This window comes from Prosthecobacter debontii (assembly GCF_900167535.1).
Classification (GTDB): Bacteria; Verrucomicrobiota; Verrucomicrobiia; order Verrucomicrobiales; family Verrucomicrobiaceae; genus Prosthecobacter; species Prosthecobacter debontii.
In genome coordinates, this window is record NZ_FUYE01000019.1 from 98,791 (window position 1) to 125,569 (window position 26,779).

Annotated in this window: 28 protein-coding genes; 12 read left to right on the forward strand and 16 right to left on the reverse strand. The window is 56.9% G+C overall.

All coding sequences use genetic code 11. The annotated features are described in order from the left end of the window. Nucleotides 1-534, reverse strand: a complete 534-nt coding sequence (locus B5D61_RS21605) for a hypothetical protein (RefSeq protein ID WP_139373420.1) — start codon at nucleotides 532-534, stop codon at nucleotides 1-3. 192 nt (nucleotides 535-726) lie between these two features. Between B5D61_RS21605 and B5D61_RS21610 the strand changes: the two genes are divergently transcribed. Then, nucleotides 727-1,929 carry a magnesium transporter gene (locus B5D61_RS21610; RefSeq protein ID WP_078815524.1) on the forward strand — a complete coding sequence of 401 codons (1,203 nt, stop codon included), beginning with the start codon at nucleotides 727-729 and terminating at the stop codon, nucleotides 1,927-1,929. Nucleotides 1,930-2,183: 254 nt separating this feature from the next. Here the strand turns inward: B5D61_RS21610 and B5D61_RS21615 are convergent, their stop codons facing one another. From B5D61_RS21615 to B5D61_RS21650, 8 genes are all read right to left on the reverse strand, one after another. Next, nucleotides 2,184-2,693, reverse strand: coding sequence for a hypothetical protein (locus B5D61_RS21615; protein ID WP_078815525.1), 510 nt, complete (start codon nucleotides 2,691-2,693; stop codon nucleotides 2,184-2,186). 84 nt (nucleotides 2,694-2,777) lie between these two features. After that, a complete protein-coding gene (locus B5D61_RS21620) occupies nucleotides 2,778-3,188 on the reverse strand; it encodes a hypothetical protein (protein ID WP_078815526.1) in 411 nt (136 codons plus the stop codon). Between the two features lie 25 nt (nucleotides 3,189-3,213). Next, nucleotides 3,214-4,146 (reverse strand): ACP S-malonyltransferase, encoded by a 933-nt coding sequence (gene fabD, locus B5D61_RS21625; protein ID WP_078815527.1) that lies wholly within the window; start codon nucleotides 4,144-4,146, stop codon nucleotides 3,214-3,216. A gap of 80 nt (nucleotides 4,147-4,226) precedes the next feature. Next, nucleotides 4,227-5,336, reverse strand: coding sequence for a glycerate kinase (locus B5D61_RS21630; RefSeq protein ID WP_078815528.1), 1,110 nt, complete (start codon nucleotides 5,334-5,336; stop codon nucleotides 4,227-4,229). Nucleotides 5,337-5,646: 310 nt separating this feature from the next. Next, nucleotides 5,647-7,137 carry a hypothetical protein gene (locus B5D61_RS21635; protein WP_176159607.1) on the reverse strand — a complete coding sequence of 497 codons (1,491 nt, stop codon included), beginning with the start codon at nucleotides 7,135-7,137 and terminating at the stop codon, nucleotides 5,647-5,649. Next, a complete protein-coding gene (locus B5D61_RS21640; protein ID WP_078815530.1) occupies nucleotides 7,131-9,239 on the reverse strand; it encodes a c-type cytochrome in 2,109 nt (702 codons plus the stop codon). The genes B5D61_RS21635 and B5D61_RS21640 overlap by 7 nt, the downstream gene beginning before the upstream one ends. Nucleotides 9,240-9,281: 42 nt before the next feature. Further along, on the reverse strand, nucleotides 9,282-9,857 hold the full coding sequence (locus B5D61_RS21645) for a DJ-1/PfpI family protein (RefSeq protein WP_078815531.1): 576 nt from the start codon (nucleotides 9,855-9,857) through the stop codon (nucleotides 9,282-9,284). A 111-nt stretch (nucleotides 9,858-9,968) separates the two neighbouring features. Next, nucleotides 9,969-10,868 carry a sugar phosphate isomerase/epimerase family protein gene (locus B5D61_RS21650; protein ID WP_078815532.1) on the reverse strand — a complete coding sequence of 300 codons (900 nt, stop codon included), beginning with the start codon at nucleotides 10,866-10,868 and terminating at the stop codon, nucleotides 9,969-9,971. A gap of 192 nt (nucleotides 10,869-11,060) precedes the next feature. Here B5D61_RS21650 and sppA point away from each other — a divergent pair, with 192 nt between their 5' ends. The 5 genes from sppA to tsaB are packed head-to-tail and all read left to right on the forward strand — an operon-like array spanning nucleotide 11,061 to nucleotide 14,922. After that, nucleotides 11,061-12,077 (forward strand): signal peptide peptidase SppA, encoded by a 1,017-nt coding sequence (gene sppA, locus B5D61_RS21655; protein ID WP_078815533.1) that lies wholly within the window; start codon nucleotides 11,061-11,063, stop codon nucleotides 12,075-12,077. Between the two features lie 29 nt (nucleotides 12,078-12,106). Next, complete coding sequence (locus B5D61_RS21660) at nucleotides 12,107-12,967, forward strand: CPBP family intramembrane glutamic endopeptidase (protein ID WP_078815534.1); 861 nt, start codon at nucleotides 12,107-12,109, stop codon at nucleotides 12,965-12,967. After that, nucleotides 12,951-13,838 (forward strand): thiamine-phosphate kinase, encoded by an 888-nt coding sequence (gene thiL, locus B5D61_RS21665; protein WP_078815535.1) that lies wholly within the window; start codon nucleotides 12,951-12,953, stop codon nucleotides 13,836-13,838. The genes B5D61_RS21660 and thiL overlap by 17 nt, the downstream gene beginning before the upstream one ends. Further along, on the forward strand, nucleotides 13,835-14,257 hold the full coding sequence (tsaE, locus tag B5D61_RS21670) for a tRNA (adenosine(37)-N6)-threonylcarbamoyltransferase complex ATPase subunit type 1 TsaE (protein ID WP_078815536.1): 423 nt from the start codon (nucleotides 13,835-13,837) through the stop codon (nucleotides 14,255-14,257). The genes thiL and tsaE overlap by 4 nt, the downstream gene beginning before the upstream one ends. After that, complete coding sequence (gene tsaB / locus B5D61_RS21675; RefSeq protein ID WP_078815537.1) at nucleotides 14,254-14,922, forward strand: tRNA (adenosine(37)-N6)-threonylcarbamoyltransferase complex dimerization subunit type 1 TsaB; 669 nt, start codon at nucleotides 14,254-14,256, stop codon at nucleotides 14,920-14,922. Before tsaE ends, tsaB begins: the two co-directional genes overlap by 4 nt. Nucleotides 14,923-14,938: 16 nt before the next feature. Here the strand turns inward: tsaB and B5D61_RS21680 are convergent, their stop codons facing one another. Next, nucleotides 14,939-15,328, reverse strand: a complete 390-nt coding sequence (locus B5D61_RS21680; protein WP_217699045.1) for a type II toxin-antitoxin system VapC family toxin — start codon at nucleotides 15,326-15,328, stop codon at nucleotides 14,939-14,941. Further along, nucleotides 15,309-15,551 carry a hypothetical protein gene (locus tag B5D61_RS21685; RefSeq protein WP_078815539.1) on the reverse strand — a complete coding sequence of 81 codons (243 nt, stop codon included), beginning with the start codon at nucleotides 15,549-15,551 and terminating at the stop codon, nucleotides 15,309-15,311. Before B5D61_RS21685 ends, B5D61_RS21680 begins: the two co-directional genes overlap by 20 nt. 125 nt (nucleotides 15,552-15,676) lie before the next feature. Between B5D61_RS21685 and B5D61_RS21690 the strand changes: the two genes are divergently transcribed. Continuing rightward, nucleotides 15,677-16,942: a polysaccharide pyruvyl transferase family protein gene (locus tag B5D61_RS21690; RefSeq protein ID WP_078815540.1), complete on the forward strand. Its 1,266-nt coding sequence runs from the start codon at nucleotides 15,677-15,679 to the stop codon at nucleotides 16,940-16,942. A gap of 137 nt (nucleotides 16,943-17,079) precedes the next feature. Here the strand turns inward: B5D61_RS21690 and B5D61_RS21695 are convergent, their stop codons facing one another. Beyond that, the gene (locus B5D61_RS21695) at nucleotides 17,080-17,721 is read right to left on the reverse strand and encodes a hypothetical protein (protein WP_078815541.1); all 642 of its coding nucleotides are present in this window, start codon (nucleotides 17,719-17,721) and stop codon (nucleotides 17,080-17,082) included. 170 nt (nucleotides 17,722-17,891) lie between these two features. Here B5D61_RS21695 and B5D61_RS21700 point away from each other — a divergent pair, with 170 nt between their 5' ends. After that, nucleotides 17,892-19,187 (forward strand): alpha/beta hydrolase family protein, encoded by a 1,296-nt coding sequence (locus tag B5D61_RS21700; protein WP_078815542.1) that lies wholly within the window; start codon nucleotides 17,892-17,894, stop codon nucleotides 19,185-19,187. 144 nt (nucleotides 19,188-19,331) lie between these two features. On the opposite strand, the gene B5D61_RS21705 is transcribed toward B5D61_RS21700, so the two are convergent. Both B5D61_RS21705 and B5D61_RS21710 read right to left on the reverse strand, forming a co-directional pair. Beyond that, a complete protein-coding gene (locus B5D61_RS21705) occupies nucleotides 19,332-19,631 on the reverse strand; it encodes a VF530 family protein (RefSeq protein WP_078815543.1) in 300 nt (99 codons plus the stop codon). Between the two features lie 40 nt (nucleotides 19,632-19,671). Then, on the reverse strand, nucleotides 19,672-20,190 hold the full coding sequence (locus tag B5D61_RS21710) for a YkgJ family cysteine cluster protein (RefSeq protein ID WP_078815544.1): 519 nt from the start codon (nucleotides 20,188-20,190) through the stop codon (nucleotides 19,672-19,674). Between the two features lie 138 nt (nucleotides 20,191-20,328). Between B5D61_RS21710 and B5D61_RS21715 the strand changes: the two genes are divergently transcribed. From B5D61_RS21715 to B5D61_RS21730, 4 genes are all read left to right on the forward strand, one after another. After that, a complete protein-coding gene (locus B5D61_RS21715) occupies nucleotides 20,329-21,396 on the forward strand; it encodes a glycosyltransferase family 4 protein (RefSeq protein ID WP_078815545.1) in 1,068 nt (355 codons plus the stop codon). Next, complete coding sequence (gene glgB, locus B5D61_RS21720) at nucleotides 21,393-23,585, forward strand: 1,4-alpha-glucan branching protein GlgB (RefSeq protein ID WP_078815546.1); 2,193 nt, start codon at nucleotides 21,393-21,395, stop codon at nucleotides 23,583-23,585. The genes B5D61_RS21715 and glgB overlap by 4 nt, the downstream gene beginning before the upstream one ends. Nucleotides 23,586-23,752: 167 nt before the next feature. After that, the gene (locus B5D61_RS21725; RefSeq protein WP_078815547.1) at nucleotides 23,753-24,637 is read left to right on the forward strand and encodes a class I SAM-dependent methyltransferase; all 885 of its coding nucleotides are present in this window, start codon (nucleotides 23,753-23,755) and stop codon (nucleotides 24,635-24,637) included. 12 nt (nucleotides 24,638-24,649) lie between these two features. Next, a complete protein-coding gene (locus B5D61_RS21730) occupies nucleotides 24,650-25,519 on the forward strand; it encodes an FkbM family methyltransferase (RefSeq protein WP_078815548.1) in 870 nt (289 codons plus the stop codon). Between the two features lie 73 nt (nucleotides 25,520-25,592). Here B5D61_RS21730 and dhaL read toward each other — a convergent pair whose 3' ends face one another. Both dhaL and B5D61_RS21740 read right to left on the reverse strand, forming a co-directional pair. Beyond that, nucleotides 25,593-26,222 carry a dihydroxyacetone kinase subunit DhaL gene (dhaL, locus tag B5D61_RS21735; protein WP_078815549.1) on the reverse strand — a complete coding sequence of 210 codons (630 nt, stop codon included), beginning with the start codon at nucleotides 26,220-26,222 and terminating at the stop codon, nucleotides 25,593-25,595. A 9-nt stretch (nucleotides 26,223-26,231) separates the two neighbouring features. Next, on the reverse strand, nucleotides 26,232-26,779 hold a 548-nt coding region (locus B5D61_RS21740), incomplete at its 5' end, for a beta/alpha barrel domain-containing protein (RefSeq protein ID WP_483878481.1).

The window sequence follows — 26,779 nt, forward strand, 5'->3', positions numbered from 1 at the left end:
TTATCGAAAAAAGACGCTGATTCCGTCGATCGTAAGGCCTGCAGCCCGCAGTTTTTTGTCGGTGGTCGGGATCAGTTTGTCGCCGATCAATGAGTCATCGACATCCGGTTTAGCCGATTTGAAATGGATGCTCACTTTGGCCTCCAGCTTACCACCTTCAAAATTGGCAAAGCCACCGTAGTCCCAGCCAAACCCAAGCACCCCAAAGGGACCACCATTGATCTTTTCAACCTCAGTCAACGGCATGCCCAGCTTCAGGCCATTTTCAAATTTCCAGTCTTTACCGATGATGTTGATGTCCCAGATTTCTTTTTCATCTCCTTCGGGATTGAAGATGATTTCGAGTTCCTTACCGGTGCCCTCGAAGAGCTTGGCTCCTGCCATGGTTTCGCCTTCCCCGATCTCAATGTCAGCCGCCTTGACCTTGCCTCCGCCAAAGAGGGTTTTGAGACCAAACAAGGTCATGCCCTTTTCAATCGGGCCGACACGTTTTCCCAGGATGATGGTCGCGTCATCCAATGGAATTTCAGCCATGCAGAAACTAGCGCTCAAAACGAGTGCCCCGACCATCCAAGAAAAAGCTCTCATGACGAGAATATGCGTCTGATCTCAGGGCCGCGTCAATCGGCAACGTGGGGAATGCCACGCCCGATATTTGAAATGCATTTTGAGCGATGAACCTGCCCGTGATGGACACACTAGCTTCCTGGGTTTTATTGATACCTTATGAGTCGGGAAGACGATGCCAATCTCCTTGAAGATGTCCGTGAACGAGCGCCCTATGAGGCGGCGGACCTACTGGAGACTCTGCCCGCAGCCGATGGGGTCCGCGTCTTGGAAGCCCTGAATCCCATGGTTGCCCAGCAGGTGCTCCATGAGATGACGGCTGAGCATCGCTGCGTCGTCATCGCCGCAGCCCCCATCGAGAAAGCTCATCAGTGGATGCGCAACCAGGAGTATCCTGAAGATTCGGTCGGCTGGCTGATGGAGCCCCCAGTTGCCGTCTTTCGTCCTTCCATGACGATTCGGGACACCATTGAAGCCCTGCGTAAGCTGACGAAGCGGGCTTTCATCACCTACGGCTATGTCACCGATGACGCGAATAGGCTCCTCGGAGTTCTGGTGTTTAGAGATCTGATGCTTGGCAAACCGGAAGCTTTGCTCTCGGAGGTCATGTATAAAGCGATCTTTGCCCTGAAGCCCGACATGGAATTGACGGAAGCCATGAAACTGACGGTCAACCGGCATCTTCCGGTCTATCCCGTCTGTGATGAGGAAGGCAGACTGCTCGGACTGGTGCGCGGTCAAAACTTATTTGAGGCTCGCGCCATCGAGATCAGTGCTCAGGCCGGAACGATGGTGGGTGTGAATGATGAGGAACGTCTGAGCACCCCCGTGCTGCATAGCCTGCGCTTCCGGCATCCGTGGCTGCAAATCAATCTGGTGACCGCCTTTCTGGCCGCCGCTGTGGTCGGTTTCTTCGAGCACACGCTGGATCGGCTCGTTCTCCTGGCGGCCTTTCTCCCCGTTCTTGCCGGACAGTCTGGAAACACTGGATGTCAGGCCCTGGCCGTGGCCCTGCGAGGCATGACCTTGGGCGATCTGAAAGAAGGCGACGAACGCCGACTGGTGATGAAGGAAGGCGCTCTTGGCCTACTCAATGGTGCCCTGGTCGGCGTGAGTGCAGGCGTGGGCATGTTCATCTACGCCCGCATGCAGGGGAATGCGCAAGCTTGGCTCCTGGGGCTCGTCGTTTGGCTTTCCATGGTGGCCAGTTGCATCGTCAGTGGCTTATGTGGGGCCTTGATCCCGCTCGCTTTGAGAAAGCTGGGAGCCGACCCAGCCACCGCCTCCAGCATCTTCCTCACGACGGCCACGGATGTGGTCAGCATGGGCGTCTTTCTCAGTCTAGCCACGGTGCTGGTTTGATGCACTCCAAGCTCATCTCCATGATCCAGAGCTCGCCAGTAGGACGGGTTTGTCCAACTATGGCCCCACCTTTCTTCTTGAGTCCCATTGCCGGATTACCCGCCTCTCAAGGGACATGGTGAGGTGAACGACCGTGGCAGGCCTTTCGGTGCCCCCAGCAAGGCGGGTTATTCTGCAACCAGATCCGAGATTTGAACCAAGTCGCTAGCAGAACAAACCCGCCCTACGGCCGTGCTTCTGTAGGACAAGCCTCCTCACGCTGTCGTGGTCGCCGTCTCACCGCTCTTCACAGTGGCGTTTTCCGTCAGAGCGGTTGAGCCGTTGCTGCCACTGCCTGGACCGATCAACTTGCGGAAAATCTTCTGGGGGAAGGACATGCCTTTCTCTTCCGTCTCGATCTGAGACAGGGCCTGAGACTTGGCCATTTCCCACGCTGGGGCAAAGCCAGGTGCATTGATCAGCATGTGCTTCTCCGCCCGAGCCAGGACTTCCAGCTCACGCTGAAGTTTGTTCTCAGGCTTCTCATTCAGGCGGTTCACCTGAATGCGCAGGTGCTCGTTTTCCTGGGCTAAGCGAGCGCGCTCCTTGTTCGTGTCCTGGAGCTGCTTGGCGTCCAGTTCCAGCTTGTCGCTGAGGTGGGACTTGTAGCGTTTGAACTCACTCTTGGTCTTCCAGTGGCTGTAATAGGCCATCAACAGAAAGACAGCACCCAGGGCAAAGCCCATGCCAAAGGTGTTCAGAGGACTTTGAAAAATTTCGAGCATAACGTGGATGGGGTTGGGAAACGATAGACGAAAGCGGCGTTTTGTCGTTCGAATTAATTCGTTTGGAAATCGAGGTCCGGTTGGCTAAACCGGGCTTGATGGAGTTGAATCCAGCTTAGGAGCCGAGTCCTGACCAAGTCGATCAACCCAGCTTCGCCCGAGAGTGAACATCAGGAGGCTGGGCAAAAAAGCCATGCAAACGCCTTGAAGATGAAACAAGAGACTGTTGAGATCGAACCAATGACCTAGCTGCGCGACCGGCAGCACCATGTAGTAGAAGCACACATGCAGCCACAGCCGGTTCCGCGTCTGGAAAAACAACAGATACAGGCCTACTGTGACCAGTCCCGCCAAGACACTGGTCAGCAGAAAGGCCATCGGAGCCCAGCCCCCAAACATCGCTAAAGGAATTACTCCAGCGACTGCGAGCGCCATAATCTTAGCGATGCCGACAGTCGGCAGGAGGACTGAATCAGGCTGGGCCGACATGTTCATCGGTATCAAACATGATCGCTTGAGATCACGCCGTCAACTCCGCCACTGCTGCATCCAGGGTGGCGGTATCCTTGATGGAGATCACCCTCACGCTCTTATCAATTTTCCCCATCAGACCGGCTAGGGTGGCATCAGGTCCCAGCTCGATGAAGAGAGTGTGGCCCTGGGAAATCAGGTGCTGCATGGACTCCACCCAACGCACGCTGCCGGTGACCTGGGCGGTGAGGGTCGCGCGGATCTCTTCAGGGCGGTTGACTGGGCGAGCCTCAAAGTTGCACACCACCGGCACGGCGGGACTGACGATGGCCGCCTGCTCCAGCACCACAGCCAGCTTGTCTTGAGCGCTCTTCATCAGACGGCTGTGGTAGGCCCCAGCCACCGGCAGCGGGATCGCGCGCTTGATGCCTTTTTCCTTGGACTTGGCCGCTGCGGCTTCGATGCCCTCCACGCTGCCGCTGAGCACGATCTGGCCCGGGGCATTGAGGTTGGCGACATCCACATCGCTCTCAGCCGCCAATTCACGGATGGCGCTTTCTTCACCGCCGATCATGGCCAGCATGGCCCCTTTGGTGTTTTCGCAGGCTTCTTCCATGAAGCTGCCGCGCTGGAACACAAGGTTCAGACCGGTGGCGAAGTCAAAGGTGCCCGCGGCTGCATGCGCGGTGAATTCCCCCAGGGACAGACCCGCGGCTGCGGTGACTTCCAGATCCGGCACTTTATCCTTCAGCACTTTCAGCAGAGCCAGGCCATGAGCATACAAAGCAGGCTGGCAGCGGCTGGTTTTGGTCAGCTCTTCCATCGGCCCTTCGAACATCACTTGCGACAAGGAGTAACCCAAGGCGGCATCCGCCTGATCCAGGAGCTCACGCACGGCAGGATAGGCTTCGGCAAGGTCTTTACCCATGCCCACTTTTTGGGCTCCCTGACCGGCGAAAAGAAGGACGACTTGTTTTGGCATCGTGATGTGAAGTGGTGCGATTGATTAAAAACGGAGCGTGACAGTGTCCGGAAACCGGCCTCTGCAAACCGAAAACTGCATCATCCCACCCCCAAAGCCCGAATCTCCGGGGCACTTGCTCGAACTGTTTGATCCAAAAGCTCTTGAGCACGGGCTACCGCTTCAGTCAGAGGCATCTCGGCGGGTTTGATGGCGTACGCTAAGTCAAAGCGTGCCCGCAACTCGGCGTTTTCTTCGATGCTACCTGCAAAAGCGATGACGCGTTTGCCCAGGCGACGCGCCATCTGCGCAATGCCTACAGGCCCCTTCCCATGCAGCGTCTGCGCATCCAGCCGACCTTCTCCGGTGATGATCAGATCCGCCTCAGCCACCCGCTTCTCCAGCCCGATCTGCTCCGCCACGACATCAAAACCTGAGGTCAGCCGTGCTCCACAGAAAGCCATCAAGCCCCAGCCCAGACCGCCTGCCGCCCCGGCCCCTGGCACATCTCGAGGATCACTCCCGATGGCCGAGGCCACCACCTCTGCCATCCGGTCTAAGCGCTCTTCAAACCAAGCCGCATCCTGCACACCCTTCTGGCGACCATAGACCCGAGTCGCCCCCCTTTCACCTAACAAAGGATTCTCCACATCACAAGCCACCAGCACCGGACACGCGAAGTCCACCAATTTCTCTACCTGGTGGAGGCGATGCATCTGCTCCATCACCGCGGGTAATTCCTGCCCCGACTCGTCCAGGAAACGCCATCCCAAAGCGGCGGCCATGCCCAGCCCGCCATCATTCGTGGCACTGCCGCCGATGCCGATGAGGATACGCTCAGCACCGTGGGCCGCCGCATGCTTCATCATCAGCCCCGTGCCGTAGGTGCTGGCCGTTTCAGGCTTCAGAGGGAGATCCGTGACTAAAGCCAAACCGCTGGCCGCGCTCATTTCCAAAATGCCCTGGCGCCGGCAGAGGCCATAACGCGCCTCCAGCGGACGTCCCTGAGCATCCTCCACAGGGGCCGACAGCCACTCGCCGCCCAGAGCCGTAACCATCGCCTCCGTTGTCCCTTCGCCACCATCGGCGATCGGGCACAGATCACAGTCCACTTCCGGAAGAGTTTCCCGCAGAGCCTGAGAGATGGTCTGGGCCACTTGGGTGGCGGTCAGAGAGCCTTTGTATTTGTCACTGGCAATGAGAATGCGCATCTCCCCACGCTAGCGAGAGCCATCACGCTCAGCAACCACGAGAGGCTATCCGAATGCAATGATATTTAGGTCTCTTCCGTGAAAATATCCAAGGAGGTATGGTCTGAGCGCGGGTGACCTCATAGACACCAGAAAGGAAGCGGTCGGTTCATTCTCCAAGTCACCCTGCTCAGCTAAAGGTAATGGGGCGGCGAATCAATCGATTGAGGATGGGCAGATAGCGTGAGACAAGCGCGAAAAGGAAGCCGTAGCCTCCCCTCCCTCCATCCAGACTCTTAATCGCAATGGACGAGAGAGCTTCACCCCGCATTCACTTCTCCGGCACCTTGTTCAAGGTATAGGCCGACAGACGATGCCAGAGCGGTGAACCGTCCTTAGCATTGACTTCGGGCAGTTCAAACTCATGCACGTAACCTGGACGCAGATTGGCGCATTTCACGGTCAGTGAGAGAGCGTCGTCAGAGAGTTTGAAATCACTGAGTTTGAGATCGGCGACATCTTCTTCTGGACTGCCGTATTTAGCTGTGAACAGGTAGGTGTAACTCTGCGCCTTCATTTGAGTCCAGTTGGCGGGCTTGATGGGCCGAGTGAAAGTGAAACGGAAGCCGTCCTTTAAAGCCTCGAGCTTCTGCACTTCCAGCGGAACTTTACCCGTAGGAACGATGCGCTGGACGCCGAAAGGACGATTGCCATAGCTGTTCCATCCGCGATTGGACTGCCCCACCACGAGGGAACCGTCGGTGAGGAAATTCAGCGTCAGCACAGCGCTTTGCAGGCCATTCATAAAAGGAAAACAAGCGCCCTGATATTCGCCGCCCACTTTCTCCAAATAGACGCGGTTCACCCCCGATAGCACGAACTCCCCAACAAAAAGTTGTTTCTCAAAAGGACCAAACTTTCCACCCGTGAGATCACAACGCAAGCCGGTCGGGCTTTGACCAAACTTCACATACGGAAACCACACCGCTGGTGGGGTGTAGTGCGGCAGTTCTCTCATGGCCTCGGCCACGGTGATGCCATCGGGCTGTTTGCCTTCAGGAGCCTGGATCGGTGAATCCGGACGCTTCATATCCACCAAGGAATCCGCATGGCTGAAGTAAGCACCTTTGCGGATGTGCATGAGCGGATTGGTGGGCATCCAGTTACCCTGTTGATCCGTGGCAAAGACATCTCCTTCGGCATTCAAACCGATGCCACAGGGGCTGCGGAAACCCGCGCTAAAACCCGTGGCCTTCGTGCTGCCTTTCGGCGTGATCACCGACCATCCACGCCACAGGGGGTGTGTCGCTTCCTCCCCTGCCCCAGGCCATTTCTTGCCCATGGAGCAATTCAGGGTGTTGTGCATGTTTCCCTCGCGATCAAACACCGGGCCATAGGCATACTCGTGATAAGCCCCCGAGACACCCCAGCCTTGGCCAACGGTGATGTATTCATCAGCGGTGCCATCGTTATCCGTATCACGCAGACGGGTCACCTCGGAGCGTTGAGTCACATACAGCGCCCCCTCATGCCAATCCATGCCCAGGATCTCATGCATGCCGGAGGCAAAGAGCTTGTAACCGAGATTCTCCACCGTGGCAGGTTCCGCCTGTGGATTCTGGATGATCCAGACCTCACCACGACGAATGGACATCGCCAGCTTACCATCCGGCAGCACGGCGAGACCACTGGCCTCCAGGTTGAGACCTTTCGGCACCTCGTAAGTGACAACGCGGTAATAAGGATTTGTCTCTTGTTCCGCCACAAGACTCGAAACTGCGGTGAAAAACAAAACCGCCCGACTAACCAACTTCATTACCATGACAGAACCTCCTTCTGAATCTTACCTTTGATCTGAGTCACATGCTCGAAGCTCTTGCCATCAGCAGCAGGACGCAACGTCTCTTCCACAGGCTCACCATCCACGGTGTAGAGAAAGGTCGGCACGCCTTGGGCATCGAGCTTGTAACCTCCAAACACCCGCACACCACTGACTTCAGGCAAGGCCTTTACATCGGTGCCAAGCGGTTTGATCGGCAGCATCTCGCGGGTCTGCCAGTTGCTCATGGCATCGAGAAAACGTCCGCGCCAAATCTGGGTAAAACGTCCCTGCACGGGATCGAAGGTAGCATGGAGTCCCTGGGGGAAACCGACTGCAATGGCATGAGTCCCTGCCCCCTCGATGAAGCTGCGGAACACGATGGGTTTGCCCTCTTTCTCGGGCTTCAATTCGAAGTCCTCGGTGGAAAGAAGACCTTCCGGCAAAGGCTGCCCTTCCAACTCTTTGAGATAGATCCAAATGGATTCGATTTCTTGGTCTGCCTTCTTCCGGCCCATAAACATCGGCGGCATCATGGTGCCAGGTTGGGTGGCTTGCGGGTTAAGCAGCAACTCCTTAAAATACTCCGGCTGCAAACGCTCCACGGTATGGGTGAGACGGATCACCGGTGGGCCGAGAGATTTCCGCTCTTTTAAGCCATGACAAGCCACACAAGCCAAACCGGTGGCACCCATCAATTGCCGTCCTGTCTCCGCGCGGTGATGCTTTGCCAAACCGCTCACATCGATCTCCACAGACTGCTCACGCTTATCGGCTTCAGGCAAGAGTCCCACGAACATCTCGGTCTGTGCTTCGCCAAAGTTCGGCATGCGCGTGTCCATGTAAGGTCGCACGCTACCGCCTTCTCCCCAGAGCACTTTTTTCAACCACTCCGCCGTCAGCTTACGCCCGACGTTATCCAGATTCGGCGGCAGATGCGCCAGCTCACCGAGCGACTCGGCACTACCGTCGTTGGAGCCGAAGTATTGAGCACGAGGATCTTCCGGCCCACCTTTGCCATCGCGATCATGACAGGCGTAGCAATTCAAGCGGGTCATTTGCCAATCCACCTTCTGGTTAGTCGTCAGGGCTGGCACAGTCGGTTGCTGAATCGCGGTGATGGCGAGACGCAGAGCGCGTTTCTGAAGTTCATTCAGATCATAGCGCGGAGTGCCGGAGGGCTGCTTGTCCGCCAGACAGCCATGATCGAGCATCTTCAACTCAGCCAAGGCTTGAACCGGAGCTGTAGCCAGCGGCTCGGATTTGGGCTCGGTGGTATGGCAAGCGGTGCAGCGCATCTGAGCAAAGACTTCCTTGCCCTTGGCCACGCCTTGAGAAGCGATTTTCAAAGCGGCACGTTCGGTCGCTTTCTCCGGCGTGCGGCCAATGTGCAGGTAAGCTGCGATGTCAGCCGCTTCCTGCTCACTCAAGCGCATGTTTGGCATGCGACCAGAGGGCCGATGGGTGAGCGGATTGAAAAGAAACTCCGCCAAAGCGTTCACATCATAGGCATCGGCCAAGGCAATCGGCACCGACGCAAGACCGGGCTTCTCGACCTCCACATCCGCAGCCGCTTTCGCAGGACGGTAATCCGTAGCGGGTTCATGACAGGCCACGCAGCCCACCTTGTGATAGAGTTCCTTACCGCGTTCAATGTCCCCCGCAGGCATGGCTTTCACGTCCTGCTTGAGGGAGCTCAGATATTCCGTCAGGGCTTCCACCTTCTCGGCATCGCCTTCTTCATTGGCAAAGAGACCGGGCATCTGTGTGCCCTTCTTCCGATGCTGCGGACTGCGAATGAGCAGCCACAGACTGTCCGCATCCAAGCGTGAGCCGACTCCAGCGAGATTCGGTCCCGGCTTAGCGGCCAGCCTTTCTTGCCAAGCCTTGGGTGGCGTGTGGCAGGCTGTGCAGTTAAGCTCACCTAACAACAAGTATCCACCCTCGACCACATGTTCATCGGGATCTTCGGGAAGATTGTATTGATCAAAACCGAAGACGTAAGCGTGATTGATCGGTTCCGCCTGGAGCGGATGGGCAGACAACTCGCCGCAAGAAAACGCAAAAGGCGCAAAAACGGTAAGCAATTTCTGAAGACGGTTCATGGGTGGTGTTTGCGTCTCTTGCGTTTCTCGGCGGTCTTTCAATCAAAGCCCCATCTTCGCGCGCTCAGCGTCCAGCGCCTTGATCCATGGACCGATGAAGTGACCGCTGTCGTGGTAGGTGCGGCCGGAATACATGTGCTGATCAATGACGCACGGTTCATTGACGTAAATGCCACCGCAGATTTCGAGGTCAAATTTGCACTTGGCCACGGTGGCCATGCGCAGGCCTTTGACGATGTCCGCACGTGCGGGGATCTCCACGCCGTGGCACACGCTGGCGCAGGGCTTTTTGTTTTCCCAGAACCACTTGGTGATACGGATCAGGTCTTCATCCTCACGGATGTATTCAGGAGCGCGGCCGCCGCTGAAGAAGATGCCCACGTATTCCTCAGGATTGATGTCCTTGAAGGCGATATCGGCATCGATGCTGTAGCCTTCCCACTCCTTGGTGATGGTCCAGCCGGGTTTGATTTCGTGCAGCACCATCTGGTATTTGCGCTTCTCAGGGGCTGCGACGACGGGTTTGTAACCACCTTCGATCAAACGAAAGAAAGGATAGAGGGTATCAACGGTTTCGGTGGCATCACCGACAATGACGAGGACTTTGGCTTCTGGCATATGGAGTAAGGGGAGATTTTTAGACAGGATTGCAGGATTTTCAGAATTTACAGGGAGGCTTTGGGGACAGGAATACAGGATTCAAATCTTGTTAATCCTGCCTCAATGAGACTAGATAAGGCTATCGAGGTGCTCTTTGGCACGCACAATCTCGGCGGTGCTTTCCGCTAGGGTGGGCATGATGGGGATGCCGCGTGGTGTAGGGTGCATGAAGACCTCCGTAGGGCCGGTGAAGTTCACGTCCTTCAGCGCCTGTAGTAGCGGCTTCCAGTCCAGCTTACCACGACCGGGCATCTGCTGGAGTTCTTCATCCTTGGGCATCGGTTTCATGCAGCCCATGCCATGCTCCCAGGCATAAAAAAGCGTCATCTTCTTATCGATGTGGCGGATCAGATCCGAGAGCAGCTTGGTATCCTGCGGCAGGTGATAAGGAGCCAATGCGATGCCGATACCAGGAAGGTTGCGGATTTCATCGGCCAGCCAATAGAGGGAGTCTGGCGTATCGATGAGGTTGTTGATGTGGTTCTCGATGCCGATCTCCACGCCTTTTTCCGCAGCGGCTGCGGCATGGGGTTTCATCTTTTCCACGAACCCCTTCACGTTCAGCTTGAGCTGCTCAGGGCTGACTTTGTAGTCCCCACTGCCGCCCGTGACAATGAAGGTGCCGCCCAGTTTATTGACCACCGCAATCTCCTCCGTCAGACCAAAAGGCCCGAGATCGTAACGCGTGGTGCCACCGAAACCGACTCCGTGTTCCTTCAGCATCTCGGCGAACTTGTCATGCCCGATGGCATCCAGTTCCTCACGCTGCGTGCCGTGCTTTTTCGGCCACAGCTCGATGGCTGTCGCACCACCCTTTTTCACTTCAGGCAGAATTTCCGTCAGCGAGAGATTGCCATACATGGCGGAGGCCAGCATGTAATTCAGCTTCCAAGGTGAAGAGGTGGCAGCGGCCCAGGCAGAAGCCGTGGGCAGCGCGGCCAGGGATTGGAGAAAGCGACGGCGGTTCATGGTTGTGAGGCTATTCAACGTAAGGATGCAAAGAACTTCATTCAGACTTTGAATTCCCTTCTTCAGATTTTGCGGCAGTCGTGATTACGGTAACTTCCCACGATACAGTCTTCATTCCATCACACCTGAGGTCGCTTTGAAACAAAAACAGCGGCTCCTTGCGCGGATCAGGCTGCCGCCTAGGTTCGATCCATGAATAAAACAGTCTTTGGTTGTCTCATCGCCGCGCTGGTCGTGTTCCTGTGTCTGAGTCTCGGGCTGAACCTCGTTCAGTTTGCCGCTCTGTTTGGCGAGAACATCGCAGGGATGCCCCTGCCTAAAGAAAAGCTCACAGAGAAAATCGAGGTCGAGGGCAAGTCCGATGTCATGGACAAGATCGTGCACCTGGATCTGGACGGCGTGATCTCCTCCATGAGCGTCGGAGGTTTCCTGGAGAATGCGCTGCCCAGCGTGGAAGTGATGAAACGCAGCCTGGAGCAAGCCGTGGCCGATGAAAACGTCAAGGCCATCGTCCTGCGTATCAATTCCCCAGGGGGTGAAGTCACTGCCTCCGACATCATCTATGCCGCGGTCAAAAAAGCCGCCGAGGTAAAACCCGTGGTCGTTTACATGGACTCCGTGGCCGCCAGTGGCGGCTACTATGTGGCCTGTGGAGCGAATAAAGTGATCGCCAGCGAAACCACCCTCACCGCCAGCATCGGCGTCATCATGGAGTCCATGAGCTACCATGAACTGTTTGGCAAAGTGGGCCTCGGGTCACAGACCTTCACCAGCGGTGCCTTTAAGGACACCCTCAGCGGAGCACGACCCATGCGTGACGATGAAAAGGTGTATGTGCAAAATCTGGTGAACACGATGTATGATCGCTTTCTCGGCATCGTCTCTGAAGCCCGCAAAGTGCCAAAAGACGTGCTGAGAAACACCGTGGCCGATGGCCGCGTGGTGACCGGACGCCAGGCCCTGGAGGCCAAGCTGGTGGACCAGATCGGTTATCTGGAAGACGCGTATGCTGCCGCTAAGGAATTGGGTTCCTGCCCCGATGCCATGGTGGTGAAATACCAGTCCAACCCCAGCTTCTTCCGCGCTCTCGGCTTGGCTCAAAGCAAAGCTCAGACGCCAACCAAGGTCGAGCTCGACATCACCGGTGGTGCCCTGCCGAAGCTGCAACCCGGCCTCATGTATTATCTGCCGGGAGCTTACCTGCACTGATCTTCCCCTTCTCTTTTCTCCCCCCTCTCATGGACGCTCCCACTGTCGGCATCCTGCGTGATGTTACCCTCCTGGTTTGGCTGGCCTTGCTGATCGGCGTGGCGGCTTACAAATGGATCCGCCAAACAAGGCCCTCTGCGGGCTGGAACAGCGGCGGGCAGGTTGATGCCTACCCCTTCATCATCACCGACGGCCTCGTGGTCGCGGCTATCTCCGTCCTTCTGTTGGGAGGGCTGCAACAAGCCACCCCTGTCTCACCGGATGCTTCTGCGACTCCCGCCGAGTTGAGTGCCTCCAACATGTTCCTGAGCATTCTCTTCCAACTCTTCATCTGTGCGGTGTTGCTGTTTTATCTGCGTGCGGTCAGGAATCTCAATCCGCTGGAACTCTTCGGCCTGAACCGGCTGAACCTGCGACGCATCGTGAGCAGTGCAGGTATCTTCATGATTCCCACCTTTCTTCTGGTGATGCTCACCTCCGCTGGCATCACTCAGTGGATGGAGGGCTTCTGGCCCAACATGGGCTCCCAGGATTCCGTGGAAGCATTTCGTAACTCCAAAGACCCGCTGGCCAAAGGCATGCTGGTGATCGCAGCCGTCATCGTGGCACCCATTGTCGAAGAAACCATGTTCCGGGGTTTCATTTATGGCGTGATCAAACGCTTCACGGACAGTTGGTTTGCCGCGCTTTGCTCGGCTTTGCTCTTTGCCGTCGTGCATCTCCACGTCGGTAGCCTGGTGCCGCTCACCGTGCTGGCGCTGGTTTTCTGTGCCGCGTATGAATTCACTGGCAGCCTTGCGGTGTCCATGGTGATGCATGGCCTCTTCAATGGTGGCAGCATCTTACTGATGATCCTTTTCCCAGACATGGCCCATGCAGACGCTGGCTGACATCGGTGAAGATGAATTGATCCGCCGGATCGTCCGCAAACTGCCGCAGGGTGAAAGCGTGCTGGCGGGCCCTGGCGATGACTGCGCCGTGGTTCACAGCGCACGCACCCCGCAGGTCCTGAAAACCGACACCGTCGTGGAGGGAGTGCACTTCACCACAGAGACACCAGGACGTCTTGTGGGCAGGAAAGCCATGGCCCGCGTCATCAGCGACTTTGCCGCCATGGCCGCCACTCCTCGTCATGCCCTGGTCACGCTCATTGCTCCACCGCAGACTGCGGTCAAACGCGTGCTCGATGTCTATACCGGGCTGCAAGCTCTGGCCACCGAATTTGGCGTCAGCATCGTCGGCGGTGAGACCTCCAAGGGCCAGCAACTCATCCTCACCATCGGCCTGAGTGGCCATGTCACGGGTCCGAAGTGGATCGCTCGCAGCCAAGCCCGGGCAGGCGATCACCTCTATGTCACGGGCAAGCTGGGCGGCTCCATCCGAAGCAAGCATCTGCGCTTTCATCCGCGCATGGCCGAGGCTCATTGGCTGGCCGAACATCTGCCCATACGCGCCATGATGGACATCAGCGACGGGCTGGCCCAAGACCTGCCACGTCTGGCATCGGCCAGCGGGCTCGGTTTCCAGGTGGACCTCGCCGATCTACCACGCACGCCCGGCTGCACTCCAGAACAGGCCTGGGGCGATGGCGAGGACTATGAGCTCCTCATCGCGCTCTCCCCCAAGACCACGGCCAAACAACTCACCGCCTGGGCGCAAGCCTTCCCGAAGCTGAAACTGACCCGCATCGGCAAACTGGTGGAAAAAGACCAGGCTCCTCTTGTGCCTAGCGGCGGCTGGCAGCATTTTCGTTCTGCATGACCACCCTCCCCACGCCTGAAGCCACCTTCGACTGGGGCCGCGCCCTGGCGGCTCACTTGGAGTCCGGCTGCGTCATCGCGCTCTGCGGTCATCTCGGCGCAGGTAAAACCCAGGCGACCAAGGGCATCGTCGCCGGATTGGGTTCCAACGCCGCCGTCACAAGCCCCACCTTCACGCTGGTTCATGAGTATCTGGATGGCCGGGTGCCCATCTTCCACTTCGACTTTTATCGCATGGACACCCCCGAGCAGGTACTCAGCGTCGGCTGGGATGATTTCCTGGATGAACCCGGTGTCGTCATCGTCGAGTGGGCGGATCTTTTTCCCGATCTCCTGCCCGAGCACACTCGCTGGTTTCACTTCGAGTCCTTGCCCACGGGTGAAAGGCATGTGATGGAAAAGCCCGCCGCCTCTGCATGACCGATCTCTCCGCCAGCGCCCACCGCACCGTCCTCGCCATTGATCTCTCCACCCCGCGTGGAGTCATCGCCGTGCTCCGTGGCGACGCCCTGCTGTATGAGGCCCAATTCACCGCCGAACGCTCGCACAATGCCCAGGTCTTTGCCCCACTCGGTCAGGCGCTGGAGGCGGTCGGTAACGGTCCCGCGCTCATTGCTGTCGGCACCGGTCCCGGCTCCTACACCGGCGTGCGCATTGCCATCGCGGCGGCCCAAGGCGTGGCCCTTTCCCGTGGTTGGCCGGTTCTAGGTTGGTCCAGCCTCACCACCGCTCCCGACAGTGATTACCCCATCCTTGGCGATGCCCGACGCGGCATGTATTACGTCACTCACGTTCAGCAACATCGGTTAGGCCCGATTGAGATCATCGATGCGGCCACAGCGCAATCGAGAGTCGAAGCTCAACCCAACGTGCCTTGGTTTTCCTTCGATGCCAAAGTGCCGCTGAATCTCCCCGGCATCACTCTTTGCGAACCCGATGCTGCTCAACTCGCCCGCATCGTGACCGCTCTACCTGAGCCCGAGGTAGAAACCCTCGCCGCCGCGCCTCTGGAGCCCATGTATCTCCAGGAAGCCTTCATCACCACGGCAAAAAAGGCGGGGAAGAAGGTGCCCGGGATGGCTTAATGTTTTTTGCGCCAAGTTACCCAATGACAGGCACCGCGTATTGTTTCACGAACTCATCCACTGATAAAATTGTGGAGTGCTCGACAAGCGCCGTGGCTACAATGAGCCTGTCAAAGGGATCCCGATGCAGAGGAGGAAGCTGCTGAAGAGCGTAAGTGTGCTCAGGATAAACAGGAACGACCCGCAACACATCTCGACTCACATATTCTTCGATCAAATCAGCTAGTGGTTTTCGAATGCTAAGCTTCCCGAGTTGAACCTTGATCTGCATTTCACAAATGCTGGCAGTGCTTATAAAAAGAAGATTGGAACGATCTTCCATAGCCGACTGCACCGCAGCACTCAGTTTTCCCTTATCCTGGTCAGCCCAGATAAAAATTTGCGTATCAAGCAGCAGGTTCATCATTTTCCTCCCCAAGCCAAAATGAATCTGGCAGAGGCTCGTTAAAGTCATCCGACATGGTGATCATGCCTGCATGCAAGCCAAACGGAAAAGCCGCACGCAGTGGCTTGGGCTCCGTCGGCACTATGCTCACATTCACCATCCATCCTTCGGGGAATGGCACATGATCGAGTTTTACCACACCGCCTGGACTGACCTGAGCGGTGGTCTGATAAGTCTCCTGCATAACTGATACGCTAACCTCATTTTGGATTGCAACAAGCTCGGCTTAGCCGCGTCTTTATGTCCTGCCCAGGCTTTTAAAACTCCTTGTCCCCCTCCCGACCCTGCGGGAGACTTGAGCCCCAGCCTATGAATCGCCGTCATTTTCTCACCACCGCTCTTGCGGCTGCTCTTTCGCCCATCGCCGCACAAACGGGTCGCGCACCGCGCATCATTCTGCGTTCCTCGTGGCAGACCGTGAACATCGGTGACATCGCCCACACCCCCGGTGTGCTGGCGTTGTTAGAAAAGCATCTTCCCCACGTGGAAGTGCGCCTCTGGCCGAGCAAAGTGGACAACGGCGTGGATGAGATGCTGATGAAGCGTTTCCCCAAACTCATCATCCTGAAGCGAGAAGAGCTGAAACAAGCCTTCGAAGAATGCGATTTCCTTCTCCATGGCTCCGGCCCTTCCCTGGTCGCCCAGAATGATGTGGTGAAGTGGCACGAAGCCACCGGCAAACCCTACGGCGTCTATGGCATCACCGTCGCCGCGCAAGGCTCCACCTCCACCAAGCCTTCTTCGGAGAGCGCGATCGCCAAGACGATCAACGTTCTCAATGGATCCAAGTTCGTCTTCTTCCGCGACAGCGTTTCCATGGAGTTGGTGAAGAAGCTCGGCTGCACTTGCCCAATCATGGAATTCGGTCCCGATGGGGCCTTTGCTACCGATCTGCGTGATGATGAAAAAGCCACCGCTTTCCTCAAGGAGCATGGCTTGGAAGAAGGCAAATTCCTCTGCTGCATCGGCCGTCTGCGCTTCACGCCATATTGGAAGATGAAGCCCGGCGTGAAGTTTGATCCCGTCAAACAAAAGCGGAATGACGAAATGAAGGAGCACGACCTCGGGCCGCTGCGTCAGGCCATCATTGAGGTGGTGAAACAAACCGATATGAAGGTGCTGCTCTGCCCAGAGGACTCCAGCCAAATGGAGGTGAACAAAGACAATTTCTACGACAAGCTGCCTGAAGACGTGAAAGCCCGCGTGGTCTGGCGTCCCAACTATTGGCTAACCGGCGAAGCTCTGAGCACCTACGTGCGCAGCGCCGGACTCTTCGGCGCGGAGATGCACAGCCCGATCATGTGCATCGGCAATGGCATCCCTGCCATCGTTTGCCGTTGGACGGAGCAAACCAGCAAGGGCTACATGTGGCGCGATATCGGGCTGAGTGAATGGCTCTTCAACCTTGATGAAGAATCCGAGATCCCCGACATCGTCCCCGCCGTGGTCGCCATGGCCAAAGATCCAGCCGCCGCCAAAGCCAAAGCCTTGAAAGGTCAAGCCGTGGTCCACGAACGCCAACGCGCCACCATGGAAATCGTCGGCAAGTTTGCGGCGGAAGCGGCGACGGCTTAGCCTGTCGATACTGAAAGCCCGAGAAGAGCGCGGTCACTCTTGTCCGCATCTTCTATCGGCGCGGCTACGTCACCATTTGAAGGAAGCGCAGAAACTGCATAGCCGCGAAGCGAATCTCTGCGCTCCTCTCAAAGCACTCACCGCCAACTGCACACATTATCTTCCCAGGTCTTCGGATCGCGATCCGGGCCGGAAGAGTAGCTGAAAATCTTCCCGTCGAGAACCTTCGTGGCATCTTCAGGATTAGCGATGCTGTTGTCTGCATTCGTATCCATGATCACATGATAGGGTTCCCCCCAGGGATCGACCAATACCTGCTCAGTGCCTTCCTTGAGTAGCCCCCGCTTGCCATCGCGGGCTTCAGGAAGATCCACAAATTTGATCTTCCGAGGATTCAACGAGTCTTCCAGTCCCAATAGGGCTGCTACCCACACCCCTCGTGAGCGCAGGGTCGTATCCACCTTCTCATCCACGGGCATCGGCAAAGGAAATCGTTTGTATTCCGTGTGAAAATGACCCGTGGCGATCATGATATCCTGCATCGTCGTTTTGCATTTCACATTAACACTCCCCCCCTCACGTCGAGTCTGGATACACCGCTGTGCCCACACGAGTAAGGCCAGAACCAGCATGATTTTCAGTAAACACCCGCCGAGCTTGGCGCATCCAGCCATGCGGCTGATTTGAGCATCTTTTGCCATTTCTAAAGGTGACTCCGTCTCAGAAGCCTGCTCATCCTGCGGGGGCAGGTTATCCAGTTCGGTTGGGTCCTCAGCCATGCCTCGGTTCTATCAATTCGGCTCTCACATGTCGAGAACGACATTTGGTTCCCTGAAGTAAAGATACCCTCAGCTTACCTAGCAGCCTTCACGGATCAGTTGCGAGAAATGGTGGTTTCAAGACGATTGTCTCCTGCCGCAAAAACTGACCAACCTTCGCGGCTTCTCTCATGCGCAAAAGCACCCTTTTCCTGCCTCTTTTTTCTCTCATGATGCTCTCCGGTGAAGACTGGGCTGAGGCCCAGCAGAAGACTGCCAATTACGACGAATCCAAGATCGTCCCTTACGAACTACCTAAACTTTTAGTTACGCGTGAAGGCACTGAGATCAACTCAGCCGAGGATTGGACCAACGTTCGTCGTCCCGAGGTGCTCGCGTTATTCCAAGAGCATGTCTTTGGCCGCACTCCAGGCAACTGGGGTAAGGTGAGCTTTGAGACCAAAGAGGTGAAAAAGGATGCTCTGGGTGGCAAAGCCACTCGCAAGCTCATTCACATCTCCCTGCCGGAACATCCGAACTGGGCGGGTATGGACGTGATGATTTATCAACCCAACAACGTCTCAGGTCCGGTGCCGTGTTTTGTCGGTCCCAGCTTCGGGGGCAATCACGCCGTCAGCACTGAGCCCGACGTGCCCCTTTCCACCCGTTGGATGCGCCCAAGCAAAGAGAAGGGCATCGTGGATAATCGCGCCACGGAAGCGAGTCGAGGCAACGAAAGCAGCCGCTGGCCGCTGGAGATGATCCTCGGTCAAGGTTTTGCCGTGGCCACGTATTACTACGGCGATGTGGAGCCCGATCATGCCGATGGCTGGAAGGAGGGCCTGCGTGCCGCACTCAGCAAGGACGGAGCAAACACTGAATGGAAAAACGGCGATTGGGGAGCCATCGGCGCATGGTCCTGGGGCCTGAGCCGCATCGCCGATTACCTAGAAACAGATCCCGACATTGATGCGCAAAAGCTGGCTGTCATCGGCCATTCACGACTGGGCAAAACCTCCCTTTGGACCGGAGCTCAGGATCCGCGCTTCAGCGTCGTCATCTCCAACAACTCCGGTGAAGGAGGTGCTGCGATCATGCGCCGTAACTTCGGTGAAACCACAGCCATCATCACCAAATCTTTCCCTCATTGGTTCACCAAAACCTACTCCAGCTACGCCAACAACGAAGCCGCCTGCCCGATTGATAAACACATGCTCATCGCCCTTCAGGCCCCACGCCCGGTTTACATCGCCAGCGCCGTGGAAGATCAGTGGGCTGACCCCAAGGGCGAGTTCCTCTCTGGACTGAATGCCGAGCCCGTGTATGCCCTCTTTGGTAAAAAAGGCTATGGGGTGAAAGAGCAGCCCGCCATCGATCATCCCCTGGGTGATAGCATCGCCTATCACATCCGCACCGGGAAGCACGACGTCACCAGCTATGACTGGGAGCAGTATCTGCGCTTTGCCAAACGGCACTTCGGGAAGTGAACCTCTGGGGTGGAGCGCGGAGACTGTTCTCCGCACTTTTATCGACGCGGATTTCCCTCAATTTGAAGAATGGCAGTCGGCAGTGACCGCGCTCCTCTCGGGGCCGGTTCTTTGCCGACACGGTTACTTACCCAACCACCAACCTTACCGATCCTCGCTCTGCGGCTCTTCGGGCTCCAATGCGGTATCCTCGGGAATATTCAGGGGAGAGTTGCCCGCTTTGATATCGGCCAGCGAGTCGAGATACAGTTCCTCCACCTTTTGCCTGGCCCAGGGCGTCTTGCGCAGGAAGGTGAGACTGGATTTGACGCTCGGCTGCCAGTTAAAGCAGTTGATCTTGATCATCCGCCCCAACATCTCCCAGCCATAATGAGCCTGGAGCTGCGTCACCATCATTTCGAGAGTGATGCCATGGAGGGGGTTTTTGGGACCGGCTGCGTGCATAGAGAACAGGTGGATCAATTAGAGCGACTGTCCAGTGCCTTCACGAGTCCCACCAGGGGATCGGGGTGGTGCGGAAATGCTGATTGAGCAGTTCATTCACGCGCTGCATTTCCTCCACCAGGGGAAGGTCCGGCTCGCCAGACTCCTGGCGGGTTTCACGGAAACGCTCCATCAGAGGCCGCTCCGTAGCGGTGTTTCCCCGCTCGCTCAGCAACCTCTCCACGCGTGCCACCGCCTCCTGAGTCTGCCGGATGACGATGAGGGCCTCCGCCTCTGTAATCTGCCCGGCGGCGAGGCCGTGGATCTGCTGGCACTCGAACAGTCGGCAGCGCGTCGGCCTGTGTTCATAGACCTGGCAGGTGCAGCCTTGGAGGAACCGGCAGGGCTGGTTGAAATAAGGCTCCGTTTTCTTCCGACTGAGCTTCATGCCCATCTTTTCCAGAGCCTTGACCGAGTCGGTCGGTTGCAGTCGGACGATGTGAAACAGCACCCCATTGCAGCACATGCCGCAGGCGAGACACAGGCGGGAGGCAGCTTCAGTGACGGCAGGAGACAACATTCAGGCGACAAATCTCCTTTTTAACGGTCTTGTCACCTTATCGCAAGTCCACCTGAGCTAGGATATCCGATCCTATGAACTCCCTTGCCTCGCAGTGCGATCTTTTCATCTTCTCGCACTTCGACGCCTCCCCCGCCCATGCGCATCGCCCTGATTCACTACACCCAGCCACCTGTCATCGGTGGCGTGGAGCGTATAATCAGGGATCAGGCCTTGGCACTCCAGGCACTGGGCCATGAAGTGAGCATCCTCACACGAGCCACTTGGCAGCCGCTGACCAGTTATGAAGCCGTGATCGTGCACAATGTCTTCACCATGCCCTTCGATCTGGCCTGGACTCAGGAACTCCGTGACCTCGCAGTTGCTCAACCCGATGTGCGCTGGATCAACTGGGTGCATGACGTGGCCTCGATCAATCCTCACTACGCCCACCTGCCCTGGCAAGAGGCCTCCTATGTGCAGCTCTCTCAACCCGTGCCCAACGCCCTGAATGTGGCCGTCTCCGAGGTGCGTCGGCAAGATTATATTACCGCCACCGGCCTACCCCCTGAAGCCGTGCGCGTGGTGCCGAATGGCCTGGACTTCGCCGCTGTGCTGGGAATCCCCCAGCGGATCGCAGCGTTGCAATTGTGGGCGCGCGAGCTGGTGTTACTGCACCCCACCCGCCTGCTGCGGAGAAAGAACATCGAGCTCGGCCTGCGCGTCACCGCCGCCTTGCGCGATGCCGGTTGCGACGTGCTCTACGCCATCACCGGTGCCCCAGATCCTCATCAGGCGGATGGCCGACTCTATCATCAGGAACTGTGCTCTCTGACACAGGAACTGAATCTGGCATCCCATGTGCTTTTCCTGGGAGAAGACGGCGCCTTATCCGATGACGAAGTGCGCGGTCTCTATACCATGGCAGACGCTCTCTTTTTTCCCAGCACCGGTGAAGGCTTTGGCCTGCCCTTGCTGGAAGCAGCGCTGCATCGACTAACCATCTTTTGCTCTGATTTACCCGTGCATTGGGAAGTGCTAGGTGAAAAAGGGCAGTATTTCACAAATCAGTCAAAACCCGAAGAGATATCGGCACAGATCGTGCAATGGCATCAAACGTCCTTCGTGTCTCAGCCCCGGCGCCACCTATGGCACCGACACGAAATGGTCAAAATCTGTCAGGAACATCTTGAGCCGATGCTCGCCACCGCTAACCAGTCCACATGACCGACCCAACCAGTCCTTCAGCCGACATTCTCGCCATTCTCGAAGCCCGACACGGTAATCCGTTCGGCTTTCTAGGTCGGCATCCCCAGGAGGACGGACGCGCCATCGTGCGCACCTTCCAGCCCAGCGCCCACGCCGTCACCGTCTTAGCTCGGGATGGCTCCGGGGCCTGGCCCATGCAGCGGGTGCATCATCATGGCTTTTATCAGGTGGAGCTGCCCGCAGAGGCCGCCCACAAGCCTTATGATCTGGAGTTAGCCACGTATGACGGTCAGGCCATCCGCACAGCGGACCCTTACTCTTTTGGCCATCTTGTCGGCGAGCACGATCTGTATTATTTCCGCGAAGGCACCCACCAGCGCCTGTGGGAATCCTTGGGAGCTAGCCTCTGCACCATCGATGGTGTCTCTGGCGTGCGTTTTTCCGTGTGGGCGCCGAATGCCCAGCGGGTATCCGTGATCGGTGACTTCAACAACTGGGATGGCCGCCTCAACCCCATGCGCCTGCGCATCGAGGCCGGAGTGTGGGAGATCTTCATGCCCGGCATCAAAGAGGAGACGCATTACAAGTTCGAAGTCGTCACGCCCGAAGGTTACCTCACCATCAAGAGCGATCCTTTCGCCTTCTACAGTCAGCACAGCGAGAAGACCGCCAGCATGGTCTTTGACCTGAATCGCTACACCTGGAGTGACCAGGAGTGGATGGAGAAACGTGCCCGTCAGGACCTCTATCACACCCCCATGAGCATCTACGAGGTGCACCTCGGCTCCTGGAAACGCATCCCTGAGCAGGGCAACCGCTCCAAGTCCTACCTGGAGTTGGCGGATGATCTCATCCCGTATGTGAAGAGCATGAACTTCACGCACATCGAGCTGATGCCCGTGGCAGAGCATCCCTTCGATGGTTCCTGGGGTTATCAGGTTACCGGTTACTTTGCCCCCACCAGCCGTTTTGGAAATCCCGATGAGTTCCGCCAATTCGTGGATCGTTGCCACCAGGCAGGCATTGGCGTCATTTTGGATTGGGTGCCAGGACACTTCCCGAAAGACGCTCACGGTCTCGCCAAATTCGATGGCACGGCTCTTTATGAACATGCCGACCCCCGCCAGGGTGAGCACCAGGACTGGGGCACCCTGATCTTTAACTATGGCCGCTCGGAGGTAAAAAACTTCCTCGTCGCCAACGCTCTCTTCTGGCTGGAGCAGTATCACATCGATGGTCTGCGTGTGGATGCCGTGGCGTCCATGCTTTACCTGGACTACTCCCGCAAGCCCTGGGCCTGGGTGCCTAACAAATACGGTGGTCGCGAGAATCTCGAGGCCATCGACTTCATGCGGGATCTCAACCGCATCTGCTATGAGAAACATCCTGGAGCCACCATCATCGCCGAGGAAAGCACGGCTTGGCCCGGAGTTTCCAAACCTACCGATACTGGCGGCCTCGGCTTTGGCTTCAAATGGAACATGGGCTGGATGAACGACACTCTCCGCTACATGGAGGAGGATCCCATCCACCGCAAATATCACCATGGCGAGGCCACCTTCTCCATGCTGTATGCCTACGATGAAAACTTCATCCTCGTGCTCAGCCACGATGAAGTTGTTCATGGTAAAGGCAGCCTCATCAACAAGATGCCGGGTGACCGCTGGCAAAAGTTTGCCAACCTACGCATGTTCTACGGCTGGATGTGGGCTCATCCCGGCAAGAAACTCCTGTTCATGGGGGCCGAGTTTGGCCAATGGCAGGAGTGGAGCCACGAACGCAGTCTGGACTGGCACCTCTACATGGGAGAGGAGCACGCCGCGCTGCAAAAGCTCCTCTGCGATCTCAACTGGCTCTACACCACCCGCCCGGCCCTAGCCACAGCCGATCATGAAAGCAGCGGCTTCCAATGGCTGGACGCCAATGACGGTGAAAACAGCATCTTCGCGTTCGTCCGCATCGCCCCGGATGGCGACCGCGTCTATTGCATCGTCAATGCCACACCCGTTCCCCGGAAAAACTACCGCGTCGGCGTCAGTGAAGCCGGCACCTACCGTGAACTCCTCAATACCGATGCCCCCGGCTACGCAGGCAGCGGCATGATCAATCCCCTGCCCCTCACCACCTCCGACGAAGAATGGCAAGGCCAGCCCTGGAGCGTCGTCATCGACCTCCCTCCGCTAGGCACGGTGTTTCTGGGCAGGTAACATTATTTTTGTCCACCTGACAGTGGATACGCTTCACAAGGCTATTCATTGTCAGGTATGCTTTAGCTAGATTGGTGCTTTCAAGCCCCGTAAGATAAATAATTCGGTTCCCCGTCATACCTCTCCAAATTGCCAACTCAGGCTGCGTGCGGCATATCGACTTCACCATGATCGAGTCCACTCTACCTGCAACTCCCACTGAGGTGGCGGGACACTATGATCAGTTAGACCGGTTTTATCGGGAGATCTGGGGTGATCATGTGCATCATGGTTTGTGGATCACGGGCAAGGAATCCTCGGATCAGGCGACCCGTAACCTGATGGATGCAGTCGTGACACGAGCACGATTGAAGGCGGGCATGCATCTCTGTGATGTGGGCTGTGGCTATGGTCAAACTTCTCGGATCATCGCACGTGAGCAGCAGGTGAAGGTGACGGGACTGACGATTTCGCCAGCTCAACTGCGTTATGCTCAGCAAGCGACCGAGCCAGGTTTGCCCGTGGAGTTTCTTTTGCGAGACTGGCAGCACAACAACCTTCCCGACGCATCTTTCGATGCGGTGATTGCGGTGGAGAGCACCGAACACATGCAGGATAAAGCACGTGTGTTCAGTGAAGCTGCACGTGTCTTGAAACCAGGAGGCCGACTCGTTGTTTGTGCTTGGCTGGCGGCCGAGCAACCCACCCCCTGGGAGGATCGCCATCTCTTGGAGCCGATCTGTCGAGAGGGACGCATGCCGAGCCTGGGCACGGCTACGGACCTCGTCAGGTGGATGACGGCGGCAGGACTCTCGGTCGAGTCCAGTGATGATGTCAGCCTGCAGGTGATGCGCACTTGGCCCATCTGTGCCTGGCGTTTCATCCGGGGTGTGATCACCCGCCCCTCTTACCTGCGCTTTTTGTTAGACCCCAAACATGACAATCGCATCTTTGGCCTCACCATGCTGCGCTTATGGCTCGCCTATCGCACAGGAGCCATGAGGTATGTCATTTTCCAAGCTTCCAAAAGCGGGGCCCAAGCTGGGGCGGATGAAATACGTTACCCACTTTGAAACAAATCAGTCATGTTAAACCATCTCAAACAACTCCATAAAGTATGGACCTCACCAGGAAACAGACAGGCACGAACAAGTGCTGTCGTGCGCTCGGTAAAATGGTTTATCAGCAAAAGATGGAGCGATCAAAAAATAATCCGCCCCATTTTCGGTGATCGCCAGTTCATATTTTATAAGGACGGCTTCGTTGCCAATTCGTTGATGCTATTTAGCGAGTGGTCGGAGTATGATTCGCTCAAATTGATCGACACGTTTCTACGTCCAGAAGACTCTTTCTTAGATGTCGGTGCCAACGTCGGACTGTTCACCATACTCGCATCGCGTCATGTGAAGGATGGCCTGATCGTGTGCGTGGAGCCCGGCCGCGTGCAAAGAGAACGTTTGATGGAACATCTTCAACTCAATCATATCAAAGCCGAGGTGTTTCCATATGCCGTTGGCAATGAAGAAAAGACGGTCTCGTTCAATATTGGGGATGCAGTCGCACACATCGCGTTGCAGCAAGCGACGGATTCACCGAAAATGGAAATGGTCGATATCAAGAAGCTCGACACATTTCTTCCTCGACGAAAGTATTCTCTCATGAAGCTCGACGTCGAAGGATTCGAGTTAGCCGCATTGGAAGGGGCCTCTGGCTTTCTTTCAGAAGGACTGTTTCCCGTCATTTTATTCGAATTGAACGGGAGTAGTGACAGGTATGGTATCGCTCCCGAACAGATCGTCACTTTCCTCACCAAACAAGGTTATACTCTTGGAGTCTATCGACATGATAGCGGCACATTTGATACGACAGCCAAGCTCTGGGAAGACGTTTTGGCAGTCAATTCAGAAGGCCTCCAGATGCTACGAGATCGTATCCCGCATCTAAAAATCATTTAACCTTCAACAGCTAACAAAAAACGTGGAGCCAGTTTCCCAGCTCCACGTTTTCAATGAGGGTTCGGGTGCTTGGTTAAGCAGCCTTGGCAAAAGCGGCCATGGTTTGCAGCATGATGGTCACGGAGAGAGCTCCGGCATCGGGGAAACCGAGACAGGCTTCACCCAGAGTCTTGGCGCGGCCAAATTGGGCGATCATGTCTTTGCTGGCTTCTTTACCCGCTTCGGCAGCATCGGCTGCGGCAGCCAAGGCATCCGCCACAGGCTGACCCGTGACTTCCTTGGCTTTCTCAGCGGCAGGAGCCAGGGCATCAATCATGGTCTTGTCGCCAGGCTTGGCACCACCACGCTTCATCACGCCTTCCAGCGCTGCTTGGAGGAAAAGAGCCAGACCTTCGGAATCAAGCGTTGCCCGGCCTGCGAGTGCCTTGCCACCCGCGCGATAGACGGTGCCAAAGATGGCGCCAGAGGCACCACCCATGCTGGTCATCATGGCCGTTCCCGTTGCGACCAGAACCTGCTCAGGTGAGGCAGGTTCCATCGGTTCGAGCTGGGCTTTCACAGCTTCCATGCCCCGCTTCATGCCTAGGCCGTGATCGCCATCACCGAGATCGCGATCTGCCTGAGAGAGTTTGGGTTCTGCCACGATGATGGCGTCAGCCACCTGCAGCATCATGAGCCGGACTTGGTTGGGATTCAGTTCCATGGTCGGAGATTACTTAGTGCCTTGGGCTTTGAGATCGTTGTATTTCTCATAGGCCTGCTCAGGGGTCAAGCCTCCATGCACCACGCCCTGCACCGCCTGCATCATGCTGATCGGTGCATCGCTCTGGAAGATGTTACGGCCCATGTCCACCCCGCTGGCACCCTGCTGGATGGCGTTGTAGCTCATCTTCAGCGCGTCCAGCTCAGGCAGCTTCTTACCGCCGGCGATCACGATCGGCACCGGGCAGCAGGAAGTGATCGTCTCAAAACCTTCGTCCGTGTAGTAGCACTTCACCACGTTGGCTCCCAGCTCCGCCATGATGCGGGTGGCCAGACGGAAATACTGCGCGTTACGTGCCATCGCACGACCCACAGCGACCACACCCATGACGCCGATGCCGTAACGGCTGGCGGCGTCCACAAGGTCGGTCATGTTCTTCAGGCTCTGGCGCTCGTAAGCGCTGCCGATGAAGACCTGCACGGCCAGGATGCTGGCGTTCAGGCGGATGGCTTCTTCAATGTTCAGAGCGGTGCTCTCGTTGGAGAGAGGCTCGAAAC

Bases quoted from the DNA above. Each gene is read 5' to 3' on its own strand.
- B5D61_RS21605 (WP_139373420.1), bottom strand. From the start codon at position 534: ATGGCTGAAATTCCATTGGATGACGCGACCATCATCCTGGGAAAACGT.
- B5D61_RS21610 (WP_078815524.1), top strand. From the start codon at position 727: ATGAGTCGGGAAGACGATGCCAATCTCCTTGAAGATGTCCGTGAACGA.
- B5D61_RS21615 (WP_078815525.1), bottom strand. From the start codon at position 2,693: ATGCTCGAAATTTTTCAAAGTCCTCTGAACACCTTTGGCATGGGCTTT.
- B5D61_RS21620 (WP_078815526.1), bottom strand. From the start codon at position 3,188: ATGAACATGTCGGCCCAGCCTGATTCAGTCCTCCTGCCGACTGTCGGC.
- fabD (WP_078815527.1), bottom strand. From the start codon at position 4,146: ATGCCAAAACAAGTCGTCCTTCTTTTCGCCGGTCAGGGAGCCCAAAAA.
- B5D61_RS21630 (WP_078815528.1), bottom strand. From the start codon at position 5,336: ATGCGCATTCTCATTGCCAGTGACAAATACAAAGGCTCTCTGACCGCC.
- B5D61_RS21635 (WP_176159607.1), bottom strand. From the start codon at position 7,137: ATGGTAATGAAGTTGGTTAGTCGGGCGGTTTTGTTTTTCACCGCAGTT.
- B5D61_RS21640 (WP_078815530.1), bottom strand. From the start codon at position 9,239: ATGAACCGTCTTCAGAAATTGCTTACCGTTTTTGCGCCTTTTGCGTTT.
- B5D61_RS21645 (WP_078815531.1), bottom strand. From the start codon at position 9,857: ATGCCAGAAGCCAAAGTCCTCGTCATTGTCGGTGATGCCACCGAAACC.
- B5D61_RS21650 (WP_078815532.1), bottom strand. From the start codon at position 10,868: ATGAACCGCCGTCGCTTTCTCCAATCCCTGGCCGCGCTGCCCACGGCT.
- sppA (WP_078815533.1), top strand. From the start codon at position 11,061: ATGAATAAAACAGTCTTTGGTTGTCTCATCGCCGCGCTGGTCGTGTTC.
- B5D61_RS21660 (WP_078815534.1), top strand. From the start codon at position 12,107: ATGGACGCTCCCACTGTCGGCATCCTGCGTGATGTTACCCTCCTGGTT.
- thiL (WP_078815535.1), top strand. From the start codon at position 12,951: ATGCAGACGCTGGCTGACATCGGTGAAGATGAATTGATCCGCCGGATC.
- tsaE (WP_078815536.1), top strand. From the start codon at position 13,835: ATGACCACCCTCCCCACGCCTGAAGCCACCTTCGACTGGGGCCGCGCC.
- tsaB (WP_078815537.1), top strand. From the start codon at position 14,254: ATGACCGATCTCTCCGCCAGCGCCCACCGCACCGTCCTCGCCATTGAT.
- B5D61_RS21680 (WP_217699045.1), bottom strand. From the start codon at position 15,328: ATGATGAACCTGCTGCTTGATACGCAAATTTTTATCTGGGCTGACCAG.
- B5D61_RS21685 (WP_078815539.1), bottom strand. From the start codon at position 15,551: ATGCAGGAGACTTATCAGACCACCGCTCAGGTCAGTCCAGGCGGTGTG.
- B5D61_RS21690 (WP_078815540.1), top strand. From the start codon at position 15,677: ATGAATCGCCGTCATTTTCTCACCACCGCTCTTGCGGCTGCTCTTTCG.
- B5D61_RS21695 (WP_078815541.1), bottom strand. From the start codon at position 17,721: ATGGCTGAGGACCCAACCGAACTGGATAACCTGCCCCCGCAGGATGAG.
- B5D61_RS21700 (WP_078815542.1), top strand. From the start codon at position 17,892: ATGCGCAAAAGCACCCTTTTCCTGCCTCTTTTTTCTCTCATGATGCTC.
- B5D61_RS21705 (WP_078815543.1), bottom strand. From the start codon at position 19,631: ATGCACGCAGCCGGTCCCAAAAACCCCCTCCATGGCATCACTCTCGAA.
- B5D61_RS21710 (WP_078815544.1), bottom strand. From the start codon at position 20,190: ATGTTGTCTCCTGCCGTCACTGAAGCTGCCTCCCGCCTGTGTCTCGCC.
- B5D61_RS21715 (WP_078815545.1), top strand. From the start codon at position 20,329: ATGCGCATCGCCCTGATTCACTACACCCAGCCACCTGTCATCGGTGGC.
- glgB (WP_078815546.1), top strand. From the start codon at position 21,393: ATGACCGACCCAACCAGTCCTTCAGCCGACATTCTCGCCATTCTCGAA.
- B5D61_RS21725 (WP_078815547.1), top strand. From the start codon at position 23,753: ATGATCGAGTCCACTCTACCTGCAACTCCCACTGAGGTGGCGGGACAC.
- B5D61_RS21730 (WP_078815548.1), top strand. From the start codon at position 24,650: ATGTTAAACCATCTCAAACAACTCCATAAAGTATGGACCTCACCAGGA.
- dhaL (WP_078815549.1), bottom strand. From the start codon at position 26,222: ATGGAACTGAATCCCAACCAAGTCCGGCTCATGATGCTGCAGGTGGCT.